18 protein-coding genes and 1 pseudogene are annotated in these 20,921 nt (G+C 60.1%); 16 read left to right on the top strand and 3 right to left on the bottom strand.

Annotated elements, in window-relative coordinates:
- Window positions 1-2: 2 nt before the first annotated feature.
- The gene (locus tag BV95_RS08750; protein WP_037450183.1) at window positions 3-2,333 is read right to left on the bottom strand and encodes a TonB-dependent receptor; all 2,331 of its coding nucleotides are present in this window, start codon (window positions 2,331-2,333) and stop codon (window positions 3-5) included.
- 235 nt (window positions 2,334-2,568) lie between these two features.
- Window positions 2,569-3,828, bottom strand: coding sequence for a TetR/AcrR family transcriptional regulator (locus BV95_RS08745; RefSeq protein WP_051749664.1), 1,260 nt, complete (start codon window positions 3,826-3,828; stop codon window positions 2,569-2,571).
- Between the two features lie 240 nt (window positions 3,829-4,068).
- Between BV95_RS08745 and BV95_RS08735 the strand changes: the two genes are divergently transcribed.
- The 16 genes and pseudogenes from BV95_RS08735 (at window position 4,069) to BV95_RS08665 (ending at window position 19,405) form a co-directional block, all read left to right on the top strand.
- Window positions 4,069-5,523 (top strand): aldehyde dehydrogenase family protein, encoded by a 1,455-nt coding sequence (locus BV95_RS08735; RefSeq protein WP_037450181.1) that lies wholly within the window; start codon window positions 4,069-4,071, stop codon window positions 5,521-5,523.
- Window positions 5,524-5,527: 4 nt separating this feature from the next.
- Entirely contained in the window at window positions 5,528-6,316 is a 789-nt protein-coding gene (locus BV95_RS08730; protein WP_037450179.1) for an SDR family oxidoreductase, read from the top strand.
- A gap of 61 nt (window positions 6,317-6,377) precedes the next feature.
- A complete protein-coding gene (locus BV95_RS08725) occupies window positions 6,378-7,550 on the top strand; it encodes an acetyl-CoA C-acyltransferase (protein WP_037450176.1) in 1,173 nt (390 codons plus the stop codon).
- Complete coding sequence (locus BV95_RS08720; protein WP_156028622.1) at window positions 7,474-8,706, top strand: zinc-binding dehydrogenase; 1,233 nt, start codon at window positions 7,474-7,476, stop codon at window positions 8,704-8,706. The genes BV95_RS08725 and BV95_RS08720 overlap by 77 nt, the downstream gene beginning before the upstream one ends.
- A gap of 123 nt (window positions 8,707-8,829) precedes the next feature.
- Window positions 8,830-9,282, top strand: a complete 453-nt coding sequence (locus BV95_RS08715) for an Rrf2 family transcriptional regulator (protein ID WP_037450172.1) — start codon at window positions 8,830-8,832, stop codon at window positions 9,280-9,282.
- A gap of 91 nt (window positions 9,283-9,373) precedes the next feature.
- Window positions 9,374-10,012: an NADPH-dependent F420 reductase gene (locus BV95_RS08710; RefSeq protein ID WP_037450170.1), complete on the top strand. Its 639-nt coding sequence runs from the start codon at window positions 9,374-9,376 to the stop codon at window positions 10,010-10,012.
- 166 nt (window positions 10,013-10,178) lie between these two features.
- Window positions 10,179-11,174, top strand: a pseudogene (locus BV95_RS08705) (NAD(P)H-dependent flavin oxidoreductase).
- Window positions 11,171-11,455 carry a TetR/AcrR family transcriptional regulator gene (locus BV95_RS23520; protein ID WP_156028621.1) on the top strand — a complete coding sequence of 95 codons (285 nt, stop codon included), beginning with the start codon at window positions 11,171-11,173 and terminating at the stop codon, window positions 11,453-11,455. Before BV95_RS08705 ends, BV95_RS23520 begins: the two are co-directional and overlap by 4 nt.
- 18 nt (window positions 11,456-11,473) lie before the next feature.
- A complete protein-coding gene (locus BV95_RS24920) occupies window positions 11,474-11,800 on the top strand; it encodes a TetR-like C-terminal domain-containing protein (protein ID WP_156028620.1) in 327 nt (108 codons plus the stop codon).
- 160 nt (window positions 11,801-11,960) lie between these two features.
- Window positions 11,961-12,698: an SDR family NAD(P)-dependent oxidoreductase gene (locus tag BV95_RS08695; protein ID WP_037450167.1), complete on the top strand. Its 738-nt coding sequence runs from the start codon at window positions 11,961-11,963 to the stop codon at window positions 12,696-12,698.
- 98 nt (window positions 12,699-12,796) lie between these two features.
- On the top strand, window positions 12,797-13,054 hold the full coding sequence (locus BV95_RS08690) for a hypothetical protein (RefSeq protein WP_037450164.1): 258 nt from the start codon (window positions 12,797-12,799) through the stop codon (window positions 13,052-13,054).
- A gap of 39 nt (window positions 13,055-13,093) precedes the next feature.
- Window positions 13,094-14,050, top strand: a complete 957-nt coding sequence (locus BV95_RS08685) for a pirin family protein (protein ID WP_202901552.1) — start codon at window positions 13,094-13,096, stop codon at window positions 14,048-14,050.
- 101 nt (window positions 14,051-14,151) lie between these two features.
- A complete protein-coding gene (locus BV95_RS22680) occupies window positions 14,152-14,688 on the top strand; it encodes a nuclear transport factor 2 family protein (protein ID WP_051749663.1) in 537 nt (178 codons plus the stop codon).
- A 166-nt stretch (window positions 14,689-14,854) separates the two neighbouring features.
- On the top strand, window positions 14,855-17,476 hold the full coding sequence (locus BV95_RS08675; protein ID WP_081873316.1) for a TonB-dependent receptor: 2,622 nt from the start codon (window positions 14,855-14,857) through the stop codon (window positions 17,474-17,476).
- 120 nt (window positions 17,477-17,596) lie between these two features.
- Entirely contained in the window at window positions 17,597-18,769 is a 1,173-nt protein-coding gene (locus BV95_RS08670) for an acetyl-CoA C-acyltransferase (protein ID WP_037450161.1), read from the top strand.
- A gap of 69 nt (window positions 18,770-18,838) precedes the next feature.
- The gene (locus tag BV95_RS08665; RefSeq protein WP_156028619.1) at window positions 18,839-19,405 is read left to right on the top strand and encodes an acyl-CoA thioesterase; all 567 of its coding nucleotides are present in this window, start codon (window positions 18,839-18,841) and stop codon (window positions 19,403-19,405) included.
- 145 nt (window positions 19,406-19,550) lie between these two features.
- Here the strand turns inward: BV95_RS08665 and BV95_RS23020 are convergent, their stop codons facing one another.
- Window positions 19,551-19,994, bottom strand: a complete 444-nt coding sequence (locus tag BV95_RS23020) for a nuclear transport factor 2 family protein (RefSeq protein WP_162179731.1) — start codon at window positions 19,992-19,994, stop codon at window positions 19,551-19,553.
- Window positions 19,995-20,921 lie beyond the last annotated feature (927 nt).

The following is a 20,921-nucleotide window of genomic DNA, read 5'->3' as shown; positions in this document are numbered from 1 at the left end:
GATCAGTTTCGATAGCTGATCGAGACGCCGACGGTGCGCGGCCTGTCCTGATAGCGGAAATAGTCGTCGATCGTGCGGAAGACCGTGTTCCAGCGTAGCACGTTGAAGACGTTGGAAACCCAGACGGTGCCCCGCCAGCGGCCATCGGCTGCCTGCAGGCCTGCCCGCAGGTCGATCACCGTATAGGGTTTGATCCGGAACTCGGTCGCCGGAACCGCCTTCGTGGCGAGACTGCCATTGTCGGCGCTGTGATAGACCAGCCCGCCGCCGATCAAAGCCTGCGTGTCTCCGCCAATGTCCCAGTCATATTCGGCGTCGCCGACGACCGTATATTTGGGCGCGAAGGGGATGCGCGCTCCCTTGGCGTCAAGCTGAACGCCATCCGAATTATAGGTTTCCGAAGTGCCCGGAATGGTCGAGATGCTGCTGGTGATCTTTGAGTCCAGGTAGGTGGCGCCCACCGAGGCGTTCAGGCCCCTGATTGGCCGCATCTGCACTTCAGCTTCCAGCCCGAAGACGCGCGATTTCGGCACGTTGATCTCCCGCTCCAGCTTGCCGAAGGCGTTGAGGACGGTGCCGCGGATCTGCTTGTCCTTATAATCATAATAAAAGGCGGATGCATTCACCTGAAGCGCGCGGCCGGCGATCGGGGCTTTTACACCCACTTCATAGGCGTCGAGCCGTTCGCGGACGGCGGGATCATATTGGGCGGATTGAACGGCCGCGACGTTCGGCAATATGCCCTGCTTGTAGCCGCGGCTGACCGCAGCGTAGAATAATGCGCCGCTGTCCAGCTTATAGTCCAGGCCGAAGCGCCAGGAAACATTGCCCTCCGATAACCGCATGGGGACTGGCCCCGGATTGGCGTTGTCATCGAGCGTGACGCAGTCGCCCGGAGCGATCGGGACAGCCGATCCCTTGATGCTCGTCTGGATGGCCTCAAACAGGAAGCCAAGCTCGTTCGAAGGAAGGTCGTCGAAGGTGCAGCCGACACCCGTCGTCTTGTTGTGCGTGTAGCGCAGGCCGACGCGCGCCGAAAGACGATCGGTCAGCCGGTAGTCGAGATTTCCGAAGAAAGCATAGGTCTCATTCTTCTGGGCGACCGATGCATGCGCGTCCTGATAGGCGGGCAGGCCGGGGATGATCACGCGGTTCGACACGATCCGCTGGTCATAGCGGATATGGTCGTCCGATTTCACATGTTCATAGCTTGCCCCGACGAGCCAGTTAAGGCTGCCGGCATCGCCGCTCAAGCGAAGTTCCTGGTTGAAGGATTTGACGAACCCGAAGTGCAGGATGTTCTGATAGGGGAAGGGCGTGCCGGAGAATGGAAGCTGTTCGTCGGCCGTGGCCTTCTGATAGGAGGAGATCGAGGTCAGTTTGGCGTTATCGCTCAGTTGAAGATCGCCGCGCAGCGCGAACTGATAGAAGCTGTTGTCGCGATCCGGATATCCTTCCGGCCAGTCGGCGTCACGCGGCCGGCGCGCTGGTTTCGACTGGTCGAAGCCGGGTGCGATCAGTTCCGGATTGGTCGGCGCAACCCTGATAAGCGACGGCGCAAGCGGGTCGCCCTTGTCGATGAAGCCATTGGCGTTGAAAGAGAATTTGAGCGTGTCGGAAGGCTGCCAGTCGAGCAGGAGCCTGCCGGTCAGGAAACGCGCGTCGCCCAACTTGTCGTCGCGCGATGTGCTCTTCTGCCATGCGCCGCCCTGCTGAGTCTTCACCGCCAGCCGCGCGCCCAGGGTGGGGGAGATCGGACCGCTGATGAATCCTTCGGCATCCACCTGGCCGAATTCGTTGAGCGATCCCTTGATGCCATATTGGAAGCTCGACGTGGGCTTGGCCGCGATGTAGTTGACCGCGCCGCCCGTGGAGCTTTGGCCGAACAATGTGCCCTGCGGGCCCTTGAGCACCTCAACCCGTTCCAGATCGAGAGTCCCGCCCAGCGTCATGATCGGATAGGCGAGGGGAACTTCGTCGATATAGACGCTGACAGACGGCGCGACGGCAAGGCCGGAATCGTACAGGCCGACGCCGCGTAAGGTGTAGACGGGGGTGGCGTAGGGCGATGGCGTGAAGGTAAAGCCGGGGACCGCCTTCACCAGATCGGCCGCGCTGTCGATCCGGCGCTTCTGCAGGTCAGCGCCGCTGAGCGCCTGAAGCGACAGGCCGACGCTGTTTATGCTCTGCTCACGCTTTTGCGCGGTAACGACGATATCGCCCAGTCGTCCGTCGTCCGTTCCGTTGCTCTGAGGCGCGGTTTGCGCCGACGCCATGGACACAAGGCTGGCGGAAGACGCCAGGAAAAGCGAAACGGTTGCGAAATTTCTCATTTGTCCCCTCCAACCGGCCCAGCCGCGCTGGCGCCCTTATTCTTAGCCAGGTTCCGCATGCTTCAAAACCGGGCGCCGAACCGTGAAAGAATGATAGGCGGAGGATAGTGCCGGAAAAACATAGTATGTTGTCCAGTTATTTCGACAAGGCATTTTTGCCCCGCGCTTACCCCTGGCACTCATGGAAGGCGGCCCGCCTGCGCTAAGGGCGGCGTGTCGAGACCGGCAATAATAACTATATATTACGTGGCTTTAGTCCGAAAAGAAACAGCCGCGCGCAAAGGTCGGCAATGTCCATGACGTGCTGACCTTGCGACATTGTGAAAAGCGTTGGGAAGTTGTTCCGTAGGCCCGCCCCAATCTCTTGCATAAAGTTTATGTCCAGTTTTCGGAACAAGCCGGAATCGATGCCGCGTACGTACCGCTCGCGATTTGCGCCCACCACTTCCTCGTGCAATCCGGACATCTGGCGGCGCTGTTCCTGGCTCAGGAAAGCCACATTCTGAAAATTGATTTTTGGGCCGATATCGCTCTCATGCAAGGCGACCATGGCGCGCATAATATAGACTTCTTCCGCGATGATCCGCCGGACGGGATCGGCTTCCGTCCCGACCTTTCGGAGGACGAGGTCGAGCAGTTCCCCCTCGCGTCGATAGGCGCGTTCCAGGCAGAGGCGCAGCAGCGTCATCTTGTCCGGCGCATGATGATAGACCGCGCCGCGGGTCAGGCCCGCGTCATTGGCTATCGCCTCCATGGACGATCCGACCACGCCATATTGATTGAAACTTTGCGAGGCCGCCCGCAATATCCTCTCGCGCCGGAGCGCACGGCTCGCGTGCGGAACGAGCCTGCTTATCGCCTCGTCCAGATCCCAAGGATCGCACAGCGAGAGAGGTTCCGGGACATGACGGGAAAGGACGCCATGGGTTAGCAGGTCGTCGATCGCGTCTGCCGCCTCCTGCCGCGTATAATAGCTGTTTTCGGAATACCAGAGCGGCATCCAGTCAAGCACGGCAAAGACCGCGAGACTGGACAGGTAGGGGTCTCTGGCCGCGACCGTGCCGTCGGCGACGCCGCTGGCGATCAGTCCGGCCAGCCGCTCGACATTTTCCATGCGGCCGCGATGCACGGCCTCGCGGTGGATTTTCGGCAGGGAATTGAGGTCAGAAAAGACGATCATGCGCGGTTCGCCGGGTCGAAGCCGGCCACGGATGAAGCGGCGGACCAGTTCCAGCCCGTCTATCCCTTGCTCCATCGCGCGCGCCAGTTCCTCGCGATAAAGCGCGATGCCACGGGAAAGGCATTCGAAGACGAGCAGCTCCTTGTTGGCGAAATGATGGTAGAGCGCGCCGCTCGTCACCCCGACTTCGGCGGCGACGGCATCGAGGGTGACTCCCGCAAAGCTTTTGCGATTGAAGAGGCGGGTCGCCGCAGCGAGTATCTCTTCGCGCCGGGCCTTTGATTTATCCAGCCGCACAGGCCATGTTTCGGTCATAAGAAAACTGTACAGTTTTCCATGTTGGGTTCAACCGGAAAGGCCGTGATCCTGCATATGGTCGATTAAATCTGGGATATCGCCAAGATATTAACTGAACAACGGACTATGTAGCTTAAGCCGCCGGGGGCATGATAGCCAAAAGCTGTTCCCGGCGTCGCATGGGAACCAAGCGAGCCGCGTCGCGGCAAGGCATAGCGACCCGCGCAGTGCGGGCGGCAGGATTGAGGAAGGCTTGTCATGGCGATCATTGAAAACAGCACGGGCATATCCGACGAGGCGGCGATCGCCGAATTGAACGCTGCTTTCGCCGCGCAGAAGAAAGCGTTCGCCGCCGATCGGACGCCGACGGCCGCGACGCGCAAAGCCCGTATCCAGACCGTGATGGAAATGGTCCGCGCCCATCGCCATCCTATTCACGATGCGCTTGCCGCGGATTTCGGCTCGCATCCCAAGGGGGCGTCGGACCTGATCGAAATGCTCGGCGTGCTGGGCCGCGCACAATATGCGCTCGACCATCTGGAAGAATGGATGCGTCCGCAGCCTCGTCACGCCGATCCGGCGCTGATGGGCCAGTCTGAAGTGTATATCCAGCCGCAAGCCAAGGGCGTGATCGGCAATATCGTGCCGTGGAACTTCCCCTTCGATATCGCCCTTGGGCCGATGATCGACATGTTGGGGGCGGGCAATCGCGTGATGATCAAGCCGTCGGACTACACGCCGGCCTCCGCCGAATTGCTTCGGACGATGATCGGCGAATATTTCCCCGCCGACCTGGCTTATGTGGCGGTGGGCGGATTGGAACTGGCGCGAGCCTTTTCAAAGCTTCCTCTCGATCATCTTCTATATACCGGTAGCCCCAATGTCGGACGGGAGATCATGGCTGCGGCAGCGCCCAACCTTACCCCGGTCACATTGGAACTGGGCGGAAAATGCCCCACGGTGATGACCGCAGGGTCCGTCACTCGGGAGAATGTGGGCACGGTGATCGGCACCAAGATCATCAAGAACGGCCAGATGTGTATTTCGGTCGACCATGTCTACGTGCCGCGCGAGGATGTCGCCGACTTCACCGATCATGCGCGCGCCTTCATGGCGGAGGCCGCGCCCGATTACGCCAAGACGAGCGAATGCACCGGCATCATATCCGACCGGCATCTTGCGCGCCTGTCCGGCATGCTGGAAGAAGTCGGCGCGGTCGCCCCGCTCATCGCGCTGGAAGAGAACGCTGCAACGGACCCGGAAACCCGCCGCATGCCGATGCATCTGGTGATCGATCCGCCGTCCGACACGGCCGTCATGAGGGACGAGATTTTCGGCCCGATCATGCCGATCATTCCCTACGACAGGTTGGAGGACGTGATCGACCGCATCAACGCGGGCGAGCGGCCGCTTGCCGTCTATGTGTTCAGCGAGGACGAAGAACAGATCGCCCGTGTGCTGGACCAGACGACCACGGGAGGCGCAGCGGTGAATCTCTGCGCAATTCAGGGCGGGCTTCCGTCACTGGGTTTTGGAGGGACCGGCAACAGCGGCATGGGGCGCCATCATGGCGAAGACGGGTTCCGGGAGTTTTCCAACCCGCGCGGCGTCGTCGTGAAGAAGGGCGACGTGAATCTAAACCTGTTTTGGTCGCCCTATGACAAGGCCGCCCGGCTGGTCGAAGATACCATGTCGGCAACGGTGCAGGGTTGAGGCGATGTCTGTCCTCACGTCTCTTTCCGATCTCTTCGGCCTCTACGGGCGGGTCGCGCTTATTACGGGCGGCTCGCGCGGCATCGGGCTGATGATCGCCAAGGCCTTCGCCCGGCATGGCGCGCGCGTCTACATCTCCTCACGTAAAGCCGACGCATGTCACCAGGCTGCGCGCGATATCACGGAGGAGGGCGGCGTCTGTCACGCTCTGCCGCAGGACGTGTCGAGCGTGGAGGGGAGCCGGGCGCTGGCCCAGGCCTTTCTGGAACGAGAGGAAAAACTCGACATCCTTGTGAACAATGCAGGCGCGGCCTGGGGCGCATCCCTGGACAGCTTTCCGGAGGAGGGGTGGGACAAGGTGCTGAACCTTAACCTGCGTAGCCCCTTCTTCCTGACGCAGGCGCTGTTGACGCCCCTCAGAGCCGCCGCCGATGAACGGCCTGCGAAGGTCATCAACATCGCATCGATCGATGGATTGCGGGTCAGCGTCAATGACACCTATTCCTATCAGGCCAGCAAGGCGGCTTTGATTCATCTGACGCGCAAGATGGGTTCGCGCCTGATCGCCGAGAACATCTGCGTCAATGCGATAGCGCCAGGCGCTTTCGCCTCCGAAATGAATCGGGCGGCCCGCGACGATGTGGAGGCGGTCCTTCCGATGATCCCCGCGCGACGCATCGGCAGCGATGAAGATATTCAGGCGGCGGCGCTCTATCTGGCGGCGCGTTCCGGCGATTATCTGGTGGGATCGACACTGGTGGTCGATGGCGGCGTTACCACCGCCGCAAGCTGACGATCGCTTCACTTTCGTCCGTCGCGCCGGATCGGCGCATCATTATCGAGAGGAATGCACCATGCGCGACGCCGTGATCGTATCGACGGCCCGTACGCCGATTGGCCGGGCCTATAAGGGAAGCTTCAACGCCACGCTGGCGCCCACACTGGCGGCGCATGCCATCCGTGCGGCAGTTGAGCGCGCGGGTATCGAGCCGGCGGAGGTGGACGACGTGGTCGTGGGCGCGGCGCTTCAGCAAGGGCATCAGGCAACGATCGGCAGGACTGCCGCGCTTCGCGCCGGTTTGCCGGCCAGCGTAGCGGGCATGTCGCTCGACCGGCAATGCGCGTCCGGACTGATGGCCATCGCGACCGCGGCCAAGCAGGTCATCGTCGATCGCATGGACGTGGTCGTCGCAGGCGGCGTCGAATCGATCTCACTGGTGCAGACCGACGAGCTGCGGATCACGGTTGACCCGGAACTGGAAGCCATCGTGCCGGACATGTACATGCCGATGCTTCACACGGCGGAGACCGTGGCGCGCCGCTACAATATCGCGCGGGACGTTCAGGACGCCTACGCCCTCCAGTCTCAGCAACGCACGGCCAAGGCGCAGCGCGAGGGCCGTTTCGATCGCGAGATCGTGGCGGTCGAGACCGAAATGGCGGTTCTGGATAAGGCAAACGGACAGACGTCGCGCCGGTTCGTCCGGATCGAACAGGATGAAGGCAACCGTCCCGAAACGACTGCGGAGGGACTGTCCTTGCTGCGTCCTGTGGTCGAGGGCGGCGTCGTCACCGCAGGCAATGCCAGCCAGCTTTCGGACGGCGCGGCGGCCGTCGTGGTGATGGATGCGGCTATGGCGGAACGGCGCGGTCTGGAACCGCTGGGACGTTATGTCGGCATGGCCGTCGCAGGGACGAAGCCGGATGAAATGGGCATAGGACCGGTTTTCGCCGTGCCAAAATTGCTGGATCGGTTTGGTCTGAAAATGACGGATATCGGCCTGTGGGAGCTGAACGAGGCGTTCGCGGTGCAGCTTCTGTATTGCCGCGACCAACTCGGCATTCCGGACGAGCTGCTCAACGTCAACGGCGGCGCGATTTCGATCGGCCATCCCTATGGCATGTCCGGCGCGCGTATGGTCGCCCATGCGCTGATCGAAGGAAAGCGCCGTGGGGCCCGCCATGTCGTCATCACCATGTGCGTCGGCGGCGGCATGGGGGCAGCAGGCCTCTTCGAGGTTATCTGACTATGCTACTTCTACTGGAGGCGTCATGAGCTTCAAAGACACTAATCTGGTCCTGCGCTCGGAGATCAGCGCTGACGGCATGCTGGACCTGTGGCTGGATGAAAGGCCGTTACCCGTCCTGAAATCAGGCGAGGTGCGTGTCCGAATGGAGGCCGCCCCGGTCAACCCGTCCGATATGGGGCTTATGCTTGCCTCGGCCGATCTGTCGACGGCAAATCGGACCGGCGCGGGCGTCGGGTCACGCATGCGGGCAGAATTGCTCGATCGGAAGGTGCGTCCCTTCGCCGGCCGCATCGGCATTCCCCTGCCGGTCGGCAATGAGGGCACGGGAACCGTCGTTGACGCTGCGCCCGATGTGGCCGACATGATCGGTCGACAGGTTTCCCTGTTCGGTGGCGGCATGTATGCGCGCTACCGCACGATTGCTGCTAAGGAATGCCTGATCCTGCCTGCCCATATAGCTGCGGAAAAGCGGGCGTCGCTGTTCGTCAATCCGATGACGGCGCTGGCCATGGTCGAAACGATGCGGATGGAGGGGCATGGCGCCATCATCCATACCGCCGCAGCATCGAGCCTGGGTCAGATGCTGATCAAGATTTGTAAGGCGGACGGCGTCGACCTGGTGAATATCGTGCGCGGGGAACAGCAGGTTGCGATGCTGAAAAATCTGGGCGCGCAATATGTCGTCGACGGCAATGCGCCGGACTTCCACGCGCAGCTCCGAACGGCGGTCGCCGAAACCAGAGCCACAATCGCATTCGATGCGATTGGAGGCGGTCGGATGACGAACATATTGCTGCAGGCGATGGAGGCATCGGAACTCCGCTTCAGTTCTTCCTACAGTCTCTATGGCAGCGATGTGGTCAAGCAGATATATATCTATGGATCGCTCGACCTGGGCGAGACCGGCCTTGATCGGAGCTATGGTTACGCCTGGTCGGTCAGCGCGTTTCTGGTGACGAATTTCCTCAAACGCGTCAGCGATGATGTCAGATTGCGTCTGCTTTCTCGGATCGCGAGCGAATATGATTCCACATTTGCAACCCAATTCGCGCGATGCATTCGTTTGACCGATTTGCTGGAACCCAATGTGCTCGCCGGTTTGACCCAGAAAAGGACCGGAGACAAATATCTTATCCTTTTTGACGATTTTTAGGCCCGGCAATATTTGTTCCGTCCGCGACATCGCGTCGCATGGTAAGCGCGTCTTTGCGCAGGGCTCTGCTTGACGCGGTGCATTAAATGAAATAGAAGCGGTAACACACTTTGGATTTTCGCTATGCCCGCCAGTACCCGTTTCGCTGTAGCCGTTCATGCGCTTGCCGTCCTGGCGGTCGGCGATGGACAGCCGGTGCGGTCGGAAGACCTGTCCTATTCCGCCAGTACGAGCGCGGTCGTAATCCGGAGCATTCTTGCTCGCCTGAACGATGCTGGCCTCACCCGATCCCAGTTAGGCGCAGGGGGCGGGGCTTTGTTGGCAAGGCCCGCGGAACGCATCCAGTTGCTCGATATATATCTGGCCGTGGAAGATGCCGAAATTTTTCCAATGCATCGCACCACGCCTTGCCCGACATGCCCGGTGGGCGGCAGCATTCAGCAAGTGTTGAAACCGCATTTCGAGCGGGCGCGCCAAGCACTTGAACAGGAGTTGGCGGGCGTCAGTCTTGCCGACGTTGCGCAGGAAGTGGCGAGTGTCGGGAATTTTGAGATGCCGCTCACCCTGCCGTCCTGATTTATCCAATAATGTAACTGTGACAGCAGCACATACATTTTTATTTAAGGCCCTGGCGGCCCCACGAACCATCGCAATGGAGGATAAGGTAATGACAATCGGAATCATTGGCGCCGGCGCGCTCGGAACGGGCGTCGCCCGGGTCTTCGCGGCTGCAGGCGTAGCGGCCGTCATTTCGAACAGCCGTGGCCCTGACAGCTTGGCCGGGTTGGTCGAAGAGCTTGGGCAAAGCATAAAGGCGGGCACGACCGAAGAGGCTGCCCAAGCCGACATCGTGGTGGTCGCCGTCCGCTGGGAGGATGTGGGGCGCGTGATCGGGGGCCTGCCGGCGTGGAGCGGACGGATCGTCATTGATACAACTAATCCCGTCACGTTCCTCGAACCGGGGTCCCCGGAGGATCCGACCAATCCATTGGCCGCTTACGGCATCAAGCCGATAGATCTGGGCGGTCGCCACTCCAGTGCGGTGTTCAGCGAGCATGTTCCTGGCGCGCGGGTCGTCAAGCTGTTCAATCACCTCGATGCGCGCACGCTGGCGCCGGCAAGCCCCGTAGGGGGGCAGACAGTGCTATTCTATTCCGGTGACGATGCGGATGCGAAGGCGCAGGTGCGGGCGCTTGTCGAAACACTGGGATTCTACCCGATAGACCTGGGCGCACTCGACGTCGGCGGGCCCCTCGCCTCACTGCCGTTCGGTCCGCTCGCCGCCAGTCATCTCGTCAAGATCTGAAGGCCAGTTCCGGCCGTGCGATGAGGCTCGGTCCGGCTGGGCGGATGGGTGGGCCGATGCTCATGCCAGCGTTGGATCGTGCTGCCGGAGGACCGCGTCCCCTGCAATTTGACCTTGCGAAACAATGTAGTCCAAGGGAACATTGTTTCCATCAGGAGGAAGCATCATGCAGACGCGGATCACTAACTGTTTGGTATTGAACATCCGATCATGCAGGGAGGCATGCATTTCGTCGGATTGGCGGAACTCGCGTCAGCCGTTTCCAATGCGGGCGGGTTGGGCGTTATTACCGGGCTGACCCAACGGACACCCGAACTTCTTGCGCGGGAAATTGCGCGCTGTCGGGAAATGACTGATAAGCCTTTTGGCGTGAACCTGACCTTCCTGCCCACTTTTAGCAAGCCGCCTATCCTGAATATATTCAGGCGATCGCCGAAGGCGGCGTGCGGATCGTGGAGACCGGGACGAAATCCTGAGGCATATATGCCTATGCTCCAGGCCGCCGGCATCAAGGTGATCCACAATGCACCTCTGTACGCCATGCGTTGAAGGCTGAAGCGATCGGTTGCGATGCTGTCAGTGTCGATGGCTTCGAATGTGGCGGTCATCCCGGCGAAGACGATATTCCGAACATGATCCTGCTTCCGACGGCAGCCGATCAGCTGACCATTCCGTTTCTAGCTTCGGGCGGAATGGCCGACGCCCGTAGTCTCGTTGCGTCGCTCTCGCTGGGGGCGGACGGCATCAATATGGGAACGCGTTTTCTTGCGACGCAAGAGGCTCCCGTACATGAGAATGTGAAAAATGCGCTTCTGGAAGCCAAGAGACCGATACCCGGCTGATCATGCGGCAGCTGCGTAACACGGAGCGCGTGCTCAATAATTCCAATGTCACGCGCCTGGTAGAGATCGAGCGGGAGAAGGGTGACAGTTTGACGATCGACGATATTCATGATTTGGTGGCCGGTGTATATCCCAAGGTGATGGTTGATGGTGACATGGATGCGGGCGCATGGAGTTGCGGCATGTCCGTTGGCCTGATTCACGATATTCCCACGGTCGCCGAGCTGATAGGCCGCATCATGTCCGATGCGGAAGCATTGATCCGGCATCGTCTGGGAGGACTGCTTGGCGCTGTTGATCCGGAGCCGGCCTTGGCATGACGCTGGCTCCAAATGGCGGGCGCCTGGGCGACGTTCGAGCGGTGCGCGCGGCGATGGAAACGGACATGCGCGCCGTCCTTCTCGGCGCGGCAGCGGTGCTGTTAAGCGAAGAGGGGCCGTCGGCGCTGACCGTCCGCCGCGTGGCGGATGCAGTCAATGCGTCGACGAAGATGATCTACACGCATTTCGGCGGCAAGGACGGATTGTTCGACGCCCTCTATCTGCACAGTTTTGCCGGCTTGATGCGCGCCTTCGAGGATCAATGCGACGAGAGCGATTAGTATTGTCGTCTTGAGAAGATGATCGTTGCCTGTCGCTCCTTCGCCATCAAGGAGCCCTCATTATATAATGTCATGTTCGGAGATCTGGGCCGGGCATGGCAAGCTCCTGTCGAAAGTCGGCGTCAAGCCTGGCGGAGTTTCGAGAATCTCCGCGATACTGTAGGGCTTTGCCTTCCTCCGGAAGGGGCGGCTGAGGCCCGTAAGGTCAGTCTGCGGTTATGGGCGGCCATGCACGGAGTGGTCAGTCTTGAACTTCGCAAGTTGCTTGGGAACGCCGAGGACTGTGGGAAGCTCTATCAGCTCGCGGTGGACTCTGTGCGCGACACTTACGGTTTGCGCCGCTGATCCTCAAACTACTTCGTTAAAGCGGCGAGTGGGTGGGCGACGCCCTCCCCGGTGACTCGTCATGCCTGGATCGTCCGAGAAAAGGGTGATGCAGTGGGAAAATGCTCTTGACCTTACTCATATGACGTTTATCAAACCTGTAAGTCAAAGGAGAGAGGGCATGTCTAATACTCACGCTGGACGCGTGGCGGTCGTCACTGGGGCGGGACGCGGCATTGGCCGCGCGATCGCGCGATTGCTGGGGGAGCGCGGCGCGTCGCTCGTGCTTGTCGACCGGGTTGAGCCTGCGGAGACCGCGGAGCTGATCGGGGGCGACTGCGTTTCGGTAGTTGCTGACGTGTCGTCCGACGAAGACTGGGGGAAGATCGCGAAGGCGGCCGTCGATAATTTCGGCCGGGGCGACATCGTGGTCAATAACGCGGGAATCCTGCCTCTTGTGCATATTGATGAGATGACGATTGATGATTGGCGCACGGTTTTCAAAATAAATCTCGAATCTCATTTTCTCAGCGCGAAGCACTTCATCCCGCTGATGCGACAGAATAAGTGGGGCCGTTTCGTCAACATCTCCTCAAACTCGATCGGTGTGCCGCAGCAGGGGTTGAGCCACTATATGGCCAGCAAGATGGGTGTGATCGGCTTCGTCCGGGGGCTTGCAAACGACCTCGGCGGGGACGGCATAACCGTAAACGCGGTGCTTCCGTCCATCACCAATACCCCCGCTACGGCTGTCGTGCCCGACGAGTTCAAGCGCGAAGTATGGATGCAGCAGGCGATCAAGCGTTTTGCCGATCCAGAGGATATTGCCGGACCGGTCGTGTTCCTCACAAGTGACGATGCCGCCTTCATGACGGGGCAAGCCGTCGTGGTCGATGGCGGTATGTACAAGATATCTTGAGGTCGGCCAGGCCCGATGGCGCAGCCGTGTATCATGTGGCAGGAGCGCACTGCACGCACCGGCCCTGGCAGTTCGCAGGCTGATCAGAGGGAACTGACATGCCGAAATTATATGTCATAGACGTGCCCGAATTTTCCGGTCTGGTGTGCTATGCGCGCAGCCAGGAAGGGGTAAGCGTCAGCGACTGCCGCAAGGGCTACATTACCATCTCCAGTGAACTGGATCTGCTGCTGGATCGGCGGGCGTGCGGATTCAAGCCAGCGGTCTGGTATACCTGCCTTAGTGGGGGCATTGAGGGGCGCATTGCGGAATATGGCCGCGACACGTTGCGTATCGAGAATGATGAGGTCGGCTGAACTGCTTCGTCCGTTTTCTGCACGCCGTCCTGCGGACAGATGTGCCTGGCCCATTCCGTACGGACCATTCTTATTACCGGCGCATGGAGCGATGCCAAGGGCAGGAAGGTGGTCGACATGATGTACGAGCAGCAACACCAGCAGAAAACCGTTGTCGCCCGGACGCGCGGGTCTGGTCATGGCGGCATAACCCGCCTGATGAGTCCTTCGGACTTCGGCCAGATCCTGAAGCCATTCGTTTTCCTGGACCTATTCGCGTTCAGTGCAAGGGCGGTCGGCACGATGCCGATCCATCCGCACAGCGGGATTGCAACAGTAACTATCCTCACCGAAGGCGATCTCCGCTTCGATGACGTTGATTCGGGCTCCGGTACCATTGAATATGGTGGCGTGGAGTGGATGAGGGCGGGGAGGGGCGTCTGGCACGGCCAGGAGATGTCCGCCGGCGCATCCGATGCGGTTCGGGGTTTCCAGCTCTGGGTCGCGCTGCCGCCTGAACTGGAAACCGCCGCTGCGGAAAGCCAGTATATCGAGGCGCAGGACATCCCAACGGTGCACCCAGCCACCATCATATTGGGGCAATATGCCGGATCGCGCAGCCCGGTGCGCTCGCCTGAGGGCATAACCTACCTTCTGGTGACGCTAAAACCGGGAGATAGTTGGGAGTTCGTGCCGCCCGACGGCCAGGAGGTTGGCTTTATCGCCATGAGCAGAGGCTCGGTTTCCATTCCCGAGGTCATTGAGGAGGGGGAACTGGCGGCGCTGGCGGCTGGACCGCAGCCTGTCACTATCGTGGCGCATGGGGAAGGGCCGGCAGTTTTCGTTATCGGTTCTGCCCGGCCGCACGATCATGAACTCCATCTGGGGTCCCATTCGGTCCACACGTCGGATGCGGCGCTGGCAATCGGTCAGCGCCATATCGCCGATCTCCACGGCCGGCTGATCAAAACGGGTGGGGGTCGGCAGGTTTCGGGCGCAACGCCCGTATTTCGATAAGAAACTGTCGATGAACAACGGCCTGTTCCAGCGGTGCGTGTCGACAAGGTCGGCGGATCGCCCGCTTGCGCGCTGCGCGTCGCGTACAATGGGGGAAGGACATGACTGGTGAAGACAAACTCAGCATGCTCTGGGATGAGCGGGTCGTCACGAAACGCCTTCTGCATTTTGGCCGCAGCCTCGACCTTGGCGATTGGCAGGGATGGCGGTCATGCTTCACTGATCGGATAGGCGTCGATTTCAAGCGCCTCCTGGGACAGGACGAAGTGCGTATCGACGCGGATCTGTGGGTCGAAATGGTGGAACGCGCCCTCTCGCCGGTGAGGCGTCATCATACTTATACCAATTTCAATATTACATTTGACGGCGATCGGGCCCACGCCGTGGTTTACATGACGGCGCGGCACTGGGCGGCCACAGATATCGGCGTGTCTCACAATACACAATATGGATGGTATGATTTCCACCTCATCCGGCGCGATCCGGATTGGCTGATCGACCGGTATAAGCATGATTTTCAATGGGTTGATGGCAATTCCGGCATCCTGGACGTGCATGATCCCGCGCTGTCGGAACTGAGCTCAAAGATATTCACAGAAGAAAATTTCGAGGCGGCGCGGCAGGCCAACCGAGGCTGAGCCCGGGCCAGGTGCGATATCCATTCCGCCGCCGCAGCGAAACATGCGGCCGTCGGCCCTCCAGCCCGAATTAAGGCGAGCCCCGTCGCCAGGTGATACAGGGTACCCAATTGACGCTGCATACGGTTTATTGACATATCAGTAAAAATCTTTACAACAATGATTGTTGGGCGAGCTGTTCACGCCTCTTCGTCAGCTGCGCTGGCGGGCCATGAGGACAGGCGGTTTGCCGCAGCATTTGAGCGAAAATCCCCGACGCGGAAAAAAGCGTGGGTGGTCAAGGGAGAGAGTGATGGGGCGCCATCTTGCAGGTATTTCGAAGGCACGGCTGGTCGCGGGCGTGGGCGTGATTGCCTTGGCGTTGCCGGCGACGATGGCGGTGGCGAGTGCTCAGAGCAGCCGTGACAATTCCGTCGGCGCACCGGCCGACACGCAGGAGTCTGCGGCGGCGGGGCGCGGCGGTGTAGCGGATATCGTCGTGACCGCGCAGAAGCGTGCGCAGAACCTCAATGACGTCGGGCTGTCGATCAGCGCGATCGGTGCGGACGAAATCGCGAATCGTGGCGTCACGCGGCCGGAAGATCTCGCCGGCGTTGTGCCGAGCCTTACTGTCACCAGGACCCAGTTCGACTCGCCGAGCTACACCTTGCGCGGCGTCGGCTTTTACGACAGCAGCCTTGCGGCTACGACGACGGTCAGCATGTATGTCGATCAGGTGCCACTGGTTTACCCGATCATGGCGCGTGGCGCGCCGATGGACCTTGAGCGGGTCGAAGTGCTGAAAGGACCGCAGGGCACGGTTTTCGGTCAGAACTCGACGGGCGGTCTGGTGAATTATATCGCCGCCAAGCCAACCAGCGATTTCAAGGCGGGCGTAAACGCTTCCTACGCGCGGTTCGGCAGGTTCGATGGCGACGCCTTCATTAGCGGCCCGATCGCCGAGGGTGTGACGGCGCGTCTGGCGCTGGCCACGACGCAAGGCGGCGCATGGCAGAAGAGTGCGACACGGCCGTCCGATCGTCTTGGCGATCAACGGTTTACCCGCGGGCGCCTCATTGTAGAGGCGGAACCAGCTGAAACCTTGCGCCTGAGCCTGATGGTGCACGGTTGGATCGACAAATCGGATACGCCGGCTGCGCAGTCAGTCGACGATGTCGAGCGCGTCAACGGCCAGCCGGTCGGTCCCCTCTTGGATATTTCGACCAATTTGCAGAAGGGCCTCTACAAGAATCCTCGCATCGCCGACTGGGATGAGGGCGCGAGATTGCGTCGCGACGATGACTTCATTCAGACGTCGCTGCGTGCGGAACTCGATATCACGCCGGACGTGACCCTTACGTCGATCAGCGCCTATTCGCATCTGCGTCGGGACAGTCTCAACGATGGCGACGGTACTGCCGCGCTCGATCTGCTCAACCATCTTTATGGAAATATAGACGATTTCTCGCAGGAGCTTCGTTTGTCGGGCACCGCGATCGACAAAAGGCTGAACTGGTCCTTTGGAGGAAATTACCAGCGGAGCAGCGTGGACGATATAGAATTTGCGCTGCTCAATGTCGATGGTGGCGGGTTCCTTATCCCCGGCTTCGGTACTTTCACCGACGACATCAATCAGGCTTTTACCAGGACTAGATCCATCGCCGCGTTCGCCAACGCAGAGTTCGAACTGACTCCCGCCCTGACGATCTATGGCGGGGTGCGCTATACTGATAACCGGATACGGTTTCGCGGGTGCACGGCGGATAGCGGCAAGGGCGATATCGCATCCCTCTTCGGCGCGATCCAACAGTTTGCGCTGGGCATCACGCCGACGACTGCGCCCGGCGAATGTGCGACATTGCTGAATACTCCGGAAACTCCGCCCAGCGAACTCTACACGAGCGGAGAATATGTCAACACGCTCAAGGAGAACAACGTGTCGTGGCGCTTTGGCGCCAACTGGAAGCCGTTTGGCGACGACACCATGCTTTATGCGAATGTAAGTCGCGGCTTCAAGGCAGGCAGCTTCCCGCGCACCGGCGCGAACCTGTCGAGCCAGCTTCTGCCGGTCACGCAGGAAAAGCTGACTGCATATGAGGCTGGCTTCAAGGCGTCGCTTGCCAATCGCACGCTGCAAATCAACGGCGCGGGCTTCTATTACGACTATCGCGACAAGCAAATCCGCGGCCGCGTCGTGACAATCTTCGGGCAGCTTGAGCAGTTGCTGAACATTCCCCGCTCCAGGATCTGGGGACTTGAACTTCAGACTTTCTGGCGGCCGATTTCAGGACTGACCATCAATGCAACGGGGACTTATATCAATTCCCGCATCCTCAAAAACCCGGATGGAACAGATTATGCGACTTATCCGGCCCGCGCGCATAATGACGATGCGCTCATCCCGATCACTGGAAGCCAGTTTCCGTTCACACCCAAATACTCAGCATCCATAGATGCCCAGTATGATTTTGCGGTATCCGGGAACCTCAATGCGTTCATCGGCGGCTCCACGACATATCAGAGCCGGACGAAGAGCACGCTCACTCCTGCCGACGTGAACCGGCCGGTAGACATCGCTCCTTCCGCATCGGTGACCTACAATGACCCGGCGTTCTCGCTTCGACCCTATACGCTGTTCAACGTGCGGCTTGGGCTCAAGTCCGCCGACGACAAGTGGAACCTGAGCGCTTGGGGACGCAATATCACCAATAAATATTATACACCTGCAATTACGCGCACGTTGGACACGATCATCCGCTTCACAGGAGAGCCGGCAACCTACGGCGTCACCGTCGGATATAATTTCTGATTCCCGTCGATTAAGGTCATGGTCCCGCCCGGTGGGCGGGGTCTTGCGATGTTCCAAACCAACTCGCGTCCGCAATCGCTTGCGGCCGCTTTAACGTCGAATTGTGAGGAGATATCTCGGATGCGCGATGCTGTAATCGTATCGACGGCTCGTACCGCCATCGGGCGCGCCTATCGGGGGGCGTTCAATAATCTACCCTCGCCGTCGCTGGCCGCCGCCGCGATCACGGCTGCGGTGGAACGCGCCGGCGTTGACCCTGGCGAGATCGAGGACTGCATTCTGGGCAGCGCCCTGCCGCAGGGTTTCCAGCAGACAATCGGTCGGACGGCGGCTTTGCGCGCGGGACTGCCGGTGTCAGTGGCCGGCGTCACGATCGACCGCCAATGCGGGTCCGGGCTGGTGGCGATCGCCACGGCCGCCAAGCAGGTCGTCACCGACCGCATGGATGTGATTGTCGCAGGCGGCGTCGAGTCCATTTCGCTGGTGCAGACAAAGGAATTGCGGGTCGACGAAGATCCCGCTTTGCTCGACATTGCGCCGGATGTGTACATGCCGATGCTTGACACGGCAGAGATCGTCGCCAGCCGCTACGGCATCGGCCGGGACCGGCAGGATGCCTATGCGCTGCAGTCGCAGCAGCGTACTGCCGCGGCACAGGTGGCGGGTCGCTTCGATCAGGAAGTCGTGCCGTTCACCGCGCGAATGCTGGTCAAGGACAAGGAGACGGGCGCTGTCTCCGAGCGCGAGATTACCCTCTCAAAGGACGAAGGAAATCGCGCCGACACAAGCCTTGAAGGGCTTTCCGGGCTCAAGCCGGTGCGCAACGATGGGGTCATCACTGCGGGTAACGCCAGCCAGCTGTCCGATGGCGCTTCGGCCTGCGTGGTCATGGAAGCTGCGCTCGCCGAAAAGCGGGGCCTGCAGCCGCTTGGTCGTTATATCGGGATGGCGGTCGCGGGCACCAAGCCCGATGAGATGGGCATCGGTCCGGTGTTCGCCGTGCCTCGGCTGCTTCAGCGATTCAACCTAAAGATGGACGATATCGGGCTTTGGGAGCTTAATGAGGCGTTTGCCGTGCAGGTGCTCTACTGTCGCGACAGGCTCGGCATCCCCGACGAACTCCTGAATGTGAACGGCGGCGCGATCTCCATCGGGCATCCTTATGGAATGTCGGGCTCTCGCATGGTCGGCCATGCGTTGATCGAGGGCAAAAGGCGCGGCGCGCGCCATGTCGTCGTCACCATGTGCGTCGGCGGCGGAATGGGCGCTGCCGGTCTGTTCGAAGTGCTGTAGCTGCCGTCGGGCGTCAGTCTCCTCCTCACCCGGGCGCAATAGTCTGCTAAAGGTGAGGGAGGCTGGCGGTTGGCTTATGAACACCTGGCCTTTGATCGGTTGATTGCCGCCGTCGGCGGGGTCAGGCAAGGAAAAAATCGAATGAGCGGGGTTCCGGATTCTTCAGCATCGCTTGATCAATTTATTGACGAGCGGCTTATATGCAGGGCCCCCGTCACCGTCCGGCGTCGGGTGCGATGGGGGGAGTGTGATCCCGCCCAGGTCGTCTATACACCCCGGTTTGCGGACTATCTGGCGGCGGCTTATTCCTGGTTCACGCGAATTTTATTGTCCGACAAGATGATTGCGAAGGATGGTACGCATCTGGCGACGCCGATGAAGGCGCTTTCGCTGGAATTCCATAACACACTTCGCCCCGACGACCTGTTCGATATGACCGTCTATGTGGAGGCCGTCCGCAACCGCACCTTCGATCTTGTGATCATTGCCCGGTCTCCATCCGAAGAATCGCGCTTTGTCGGTCGATTGTCGCCCATTCTGGTCGATAGCAGTTTCCGAAGCGTGCCGCTGCCCCACTCGATTGAGGAGGCGCTGTTGGCGTATCGCGAAAGCTGCGGGCCAGCTATATTGCCATAGAGCCTGTCAGTTCGTGCGAACGTCAGGATGGATTTGCGACCTGCGTGCATCCTGGCGCTGAAACATCTTCCGATCATGGTGATCGGAAGATGCCGTATTTTTTCGCGTTTTCTAAATAGGCAGATAATGCCATCTGCTTCGAAAACTACCAGCTGCGGCCCTCGCGGCCCCACCGGAAACGCGCCTCATCGTCGCCGACATAGTCCGGATCGAGATAGACGTGCACGCTCTTGATGAGGCCATCCTTGATCTGGAAGACGTTGCAGAAGCGGCCTCCCGGTGTCTCGCCGGCCTTCCAGGTCCTGCCGTCGGTCATTGCGCCGCTCGATGTGCCTTCGGCGACAACGTGGGAGCCATTCTCGATAAAAAGATAATTTTCAAAGTCATGGTTGATCGAGGCCATCTCACCCGCGAAGCCTGACGCCATCTCCATGAAGGCGCCCGGTCCGTGGGCGAATCCGAGCTTCGGGAAATACATTTCAAATTCCGGGTGGAAGAGCTCAAGAAGATCCGGCCTTTGCGCATCAGCACGAACGAAATATTCCTTCGCCAGCTTAACATTGGGGCTGTCAGTGCTTGTAGTCGTCATTCTTGCCTCTCCTGGTTGGTAGTTTAACGGCGGGATGGGGCCATCCCGCTGTGATGATGGGTTCCGCCCGCAAATCCGCTGAGGCTGGCATGTTCGCCTTTTCTCAGGCGGAATCCGACGTGCATTGTAGGGCGGCATCCGCTCAAAGCGCGCGCGCACCGATGCAGAAGCCCGACGCCGATGCGCCTCAAAGGACATTAATTGAATAATGTGTCGGTATTTCGACTAATGAGTCTTTTATACGGCCGTTTTGCCCTTTGTCAATTCTGCTGTCTTGGACGGGTGCAATGAATCTGATCATGCCGGCGTCGATATGGGTCAACTAAGACGTTAAAATTACTGATCTTTATGCCAGTTGCGTAAGTCTCGCTGTCGTTTGCGCAAAACCTGGTTGTTTCCGGATTATGCCGGAACCCGCTTAACGTCGTGGCGTTATAGCGCCCGGGTCTCGGGAATCGAACCCGCAGAGCAACCCTATGCGGGGCCGCCAAAGCGTAAATCGAAATGAAGTAGCAGGGTTTCAGCGGTGAAGGGCGCGACGCTTTGAAAGCGATGCCGGATTAAGCGGTGCAAGGTAGCCCTGTGCCGCTGGATCGTCAGGCGGCACGGCAGACGGGAACACATCTGGAGGGAAGCACGATGGTTACAGCAACCCGGCCGGAATCGGCCCAGCCTGTTCACCTTTCACAAGACCAGATCGACGAAACTCTCGACAAGCTTGCAAGGAGCTTCGTGGAGTGGCCGCGTGCTCCTGTCCTGCATTGGCCTAAGGCGTGTGGACATTTAAGGGATTCCTTTTTCCGCGCGGATCGGATTCAAGACTGGCGAAGGGAGCGCCATCTTGGATCGACACGGATTAAGCGACGAGCAGTGGGAGCGGGTTCGCCCCGTGCTTCCCGGTAAAGTTGGGGACCGAGGCCGTTCGGC

The sequence above is a fragment of the Sphingobium chlorophenolicum genome (assembly GCF_000722875.1).
In the GTDB taxonomy this organism is placed as follows: Bacteria; Pseudomonadota; Alphaproteobacteria; order Sphingomonadales; family Sphingomonadaceae; genus Sphingobium; species Sphingobium chlorophenolicum.
The sequence above is the reverse complement of the archived record's forward strand: the minus strand, read 5'-3'. Positions and strand labels throughout refer to the sequence as shown.

Coding starts and splice junctions, on each gene's coding strand:
- BV95_RS08750 (WP_037450183.1), bottom strand. CDS start 2,333: ATGAGAAATTTCGCAACCGTTTCGCTTTTCCTGGCGTCTTCCGCCAGC.
- BV95_RS08745 (WP_051749664.1), bottom strand. CDS start 3,828: ATGACCGAAACATGGCCTGTGCGGCTGGATAAATCAAAGGCCCGGCGC.
- BV95_RS08735 (WP_037450181.1), top strand. CDS start 4,069: ATGGCGATCATTGAAAACAGCACGGGCATATCCGACGAGGCGGCGATC.
- BV95_RS08730 (WP_037450179.1), top strand. CDS start 5,528: ATGTCTGTCCTCACGTCTCTTTCCGATCTCTTCGGCCTCTACGGGCGG.
- BV95_RS08725 (WP_037450176.1), top strand. CDS start 6,378: ATGCGCGACGCCGTGATCGTATCGACGGCCCGTACGCCGATTGGCCGG.
- BV95_RS08715 (WP_037450172.1), top strand. CDS start 8,830: ATGCCCGCCAGTACCCGTTTCGCTGTAGCCGTTCATGCGCTTGCCGTC.
- BV95_RS08710 (WP_037450170.1), top strand. CDS start 9,374: ATGACAATCGGAATCATTGGCGCCGGCGCGCTCGGAACGGGCGTCGCC.
- BV95_RS23520 (WP_156028621.1), top strand. CDS start 11,171: ATGACGCTGGCTCCAAATGGCGGGCGCCTGGGCGACGTTCGAGCGGTG.
- BV95_RS24920 (WP_156028620.1), top strand. CDS start 11,474: ATGATCGTTGCCTGTCGCTCCTTCGCCATCAAGGAGCCCTCATTATAT.
- BV95_RS08695 (WP_037450167.1), top strand. CDS start 11,961: ATGTCTAATACTCACGCTGGACGCGTGGCGGTCGTCACTGGGGCGGGA.
- BV95_RS08690 (WP_037450164.1), top strand. CDS start 12,797: ATGCCGAAATTATATGTCATAGACGTGCCCGAATTTTCCGGTCTGGTG.
- BV95_RS08685 (WP_202901552.1), top strand. CDS start 13,094: ATGTGCCTGGCCCATTCCGTACGGACCATTCTTATTACCGGCGCATGG.
- BV95_RS22680 (WP_051749663.1), top strand. CDS start 14,152: ATGACTGGTGAAGACAAACTCAGCATGCTCTGGGATGAGCGGGTCGTC.
- BV95_RS08670 (WP_037450161.1), top strand. CDS start 17,597: ATGCGCGATGCTGTAATCGTATCGACGGCTCGTACCGCCATCGGGCGC.
- BV95_RS23020 (WP_162179731.1), bottom strand. CDS start 19,994: ATGACGACTACAAGCACTGACAGCCCCAATGTTAAGCTGGCGAAGGAA.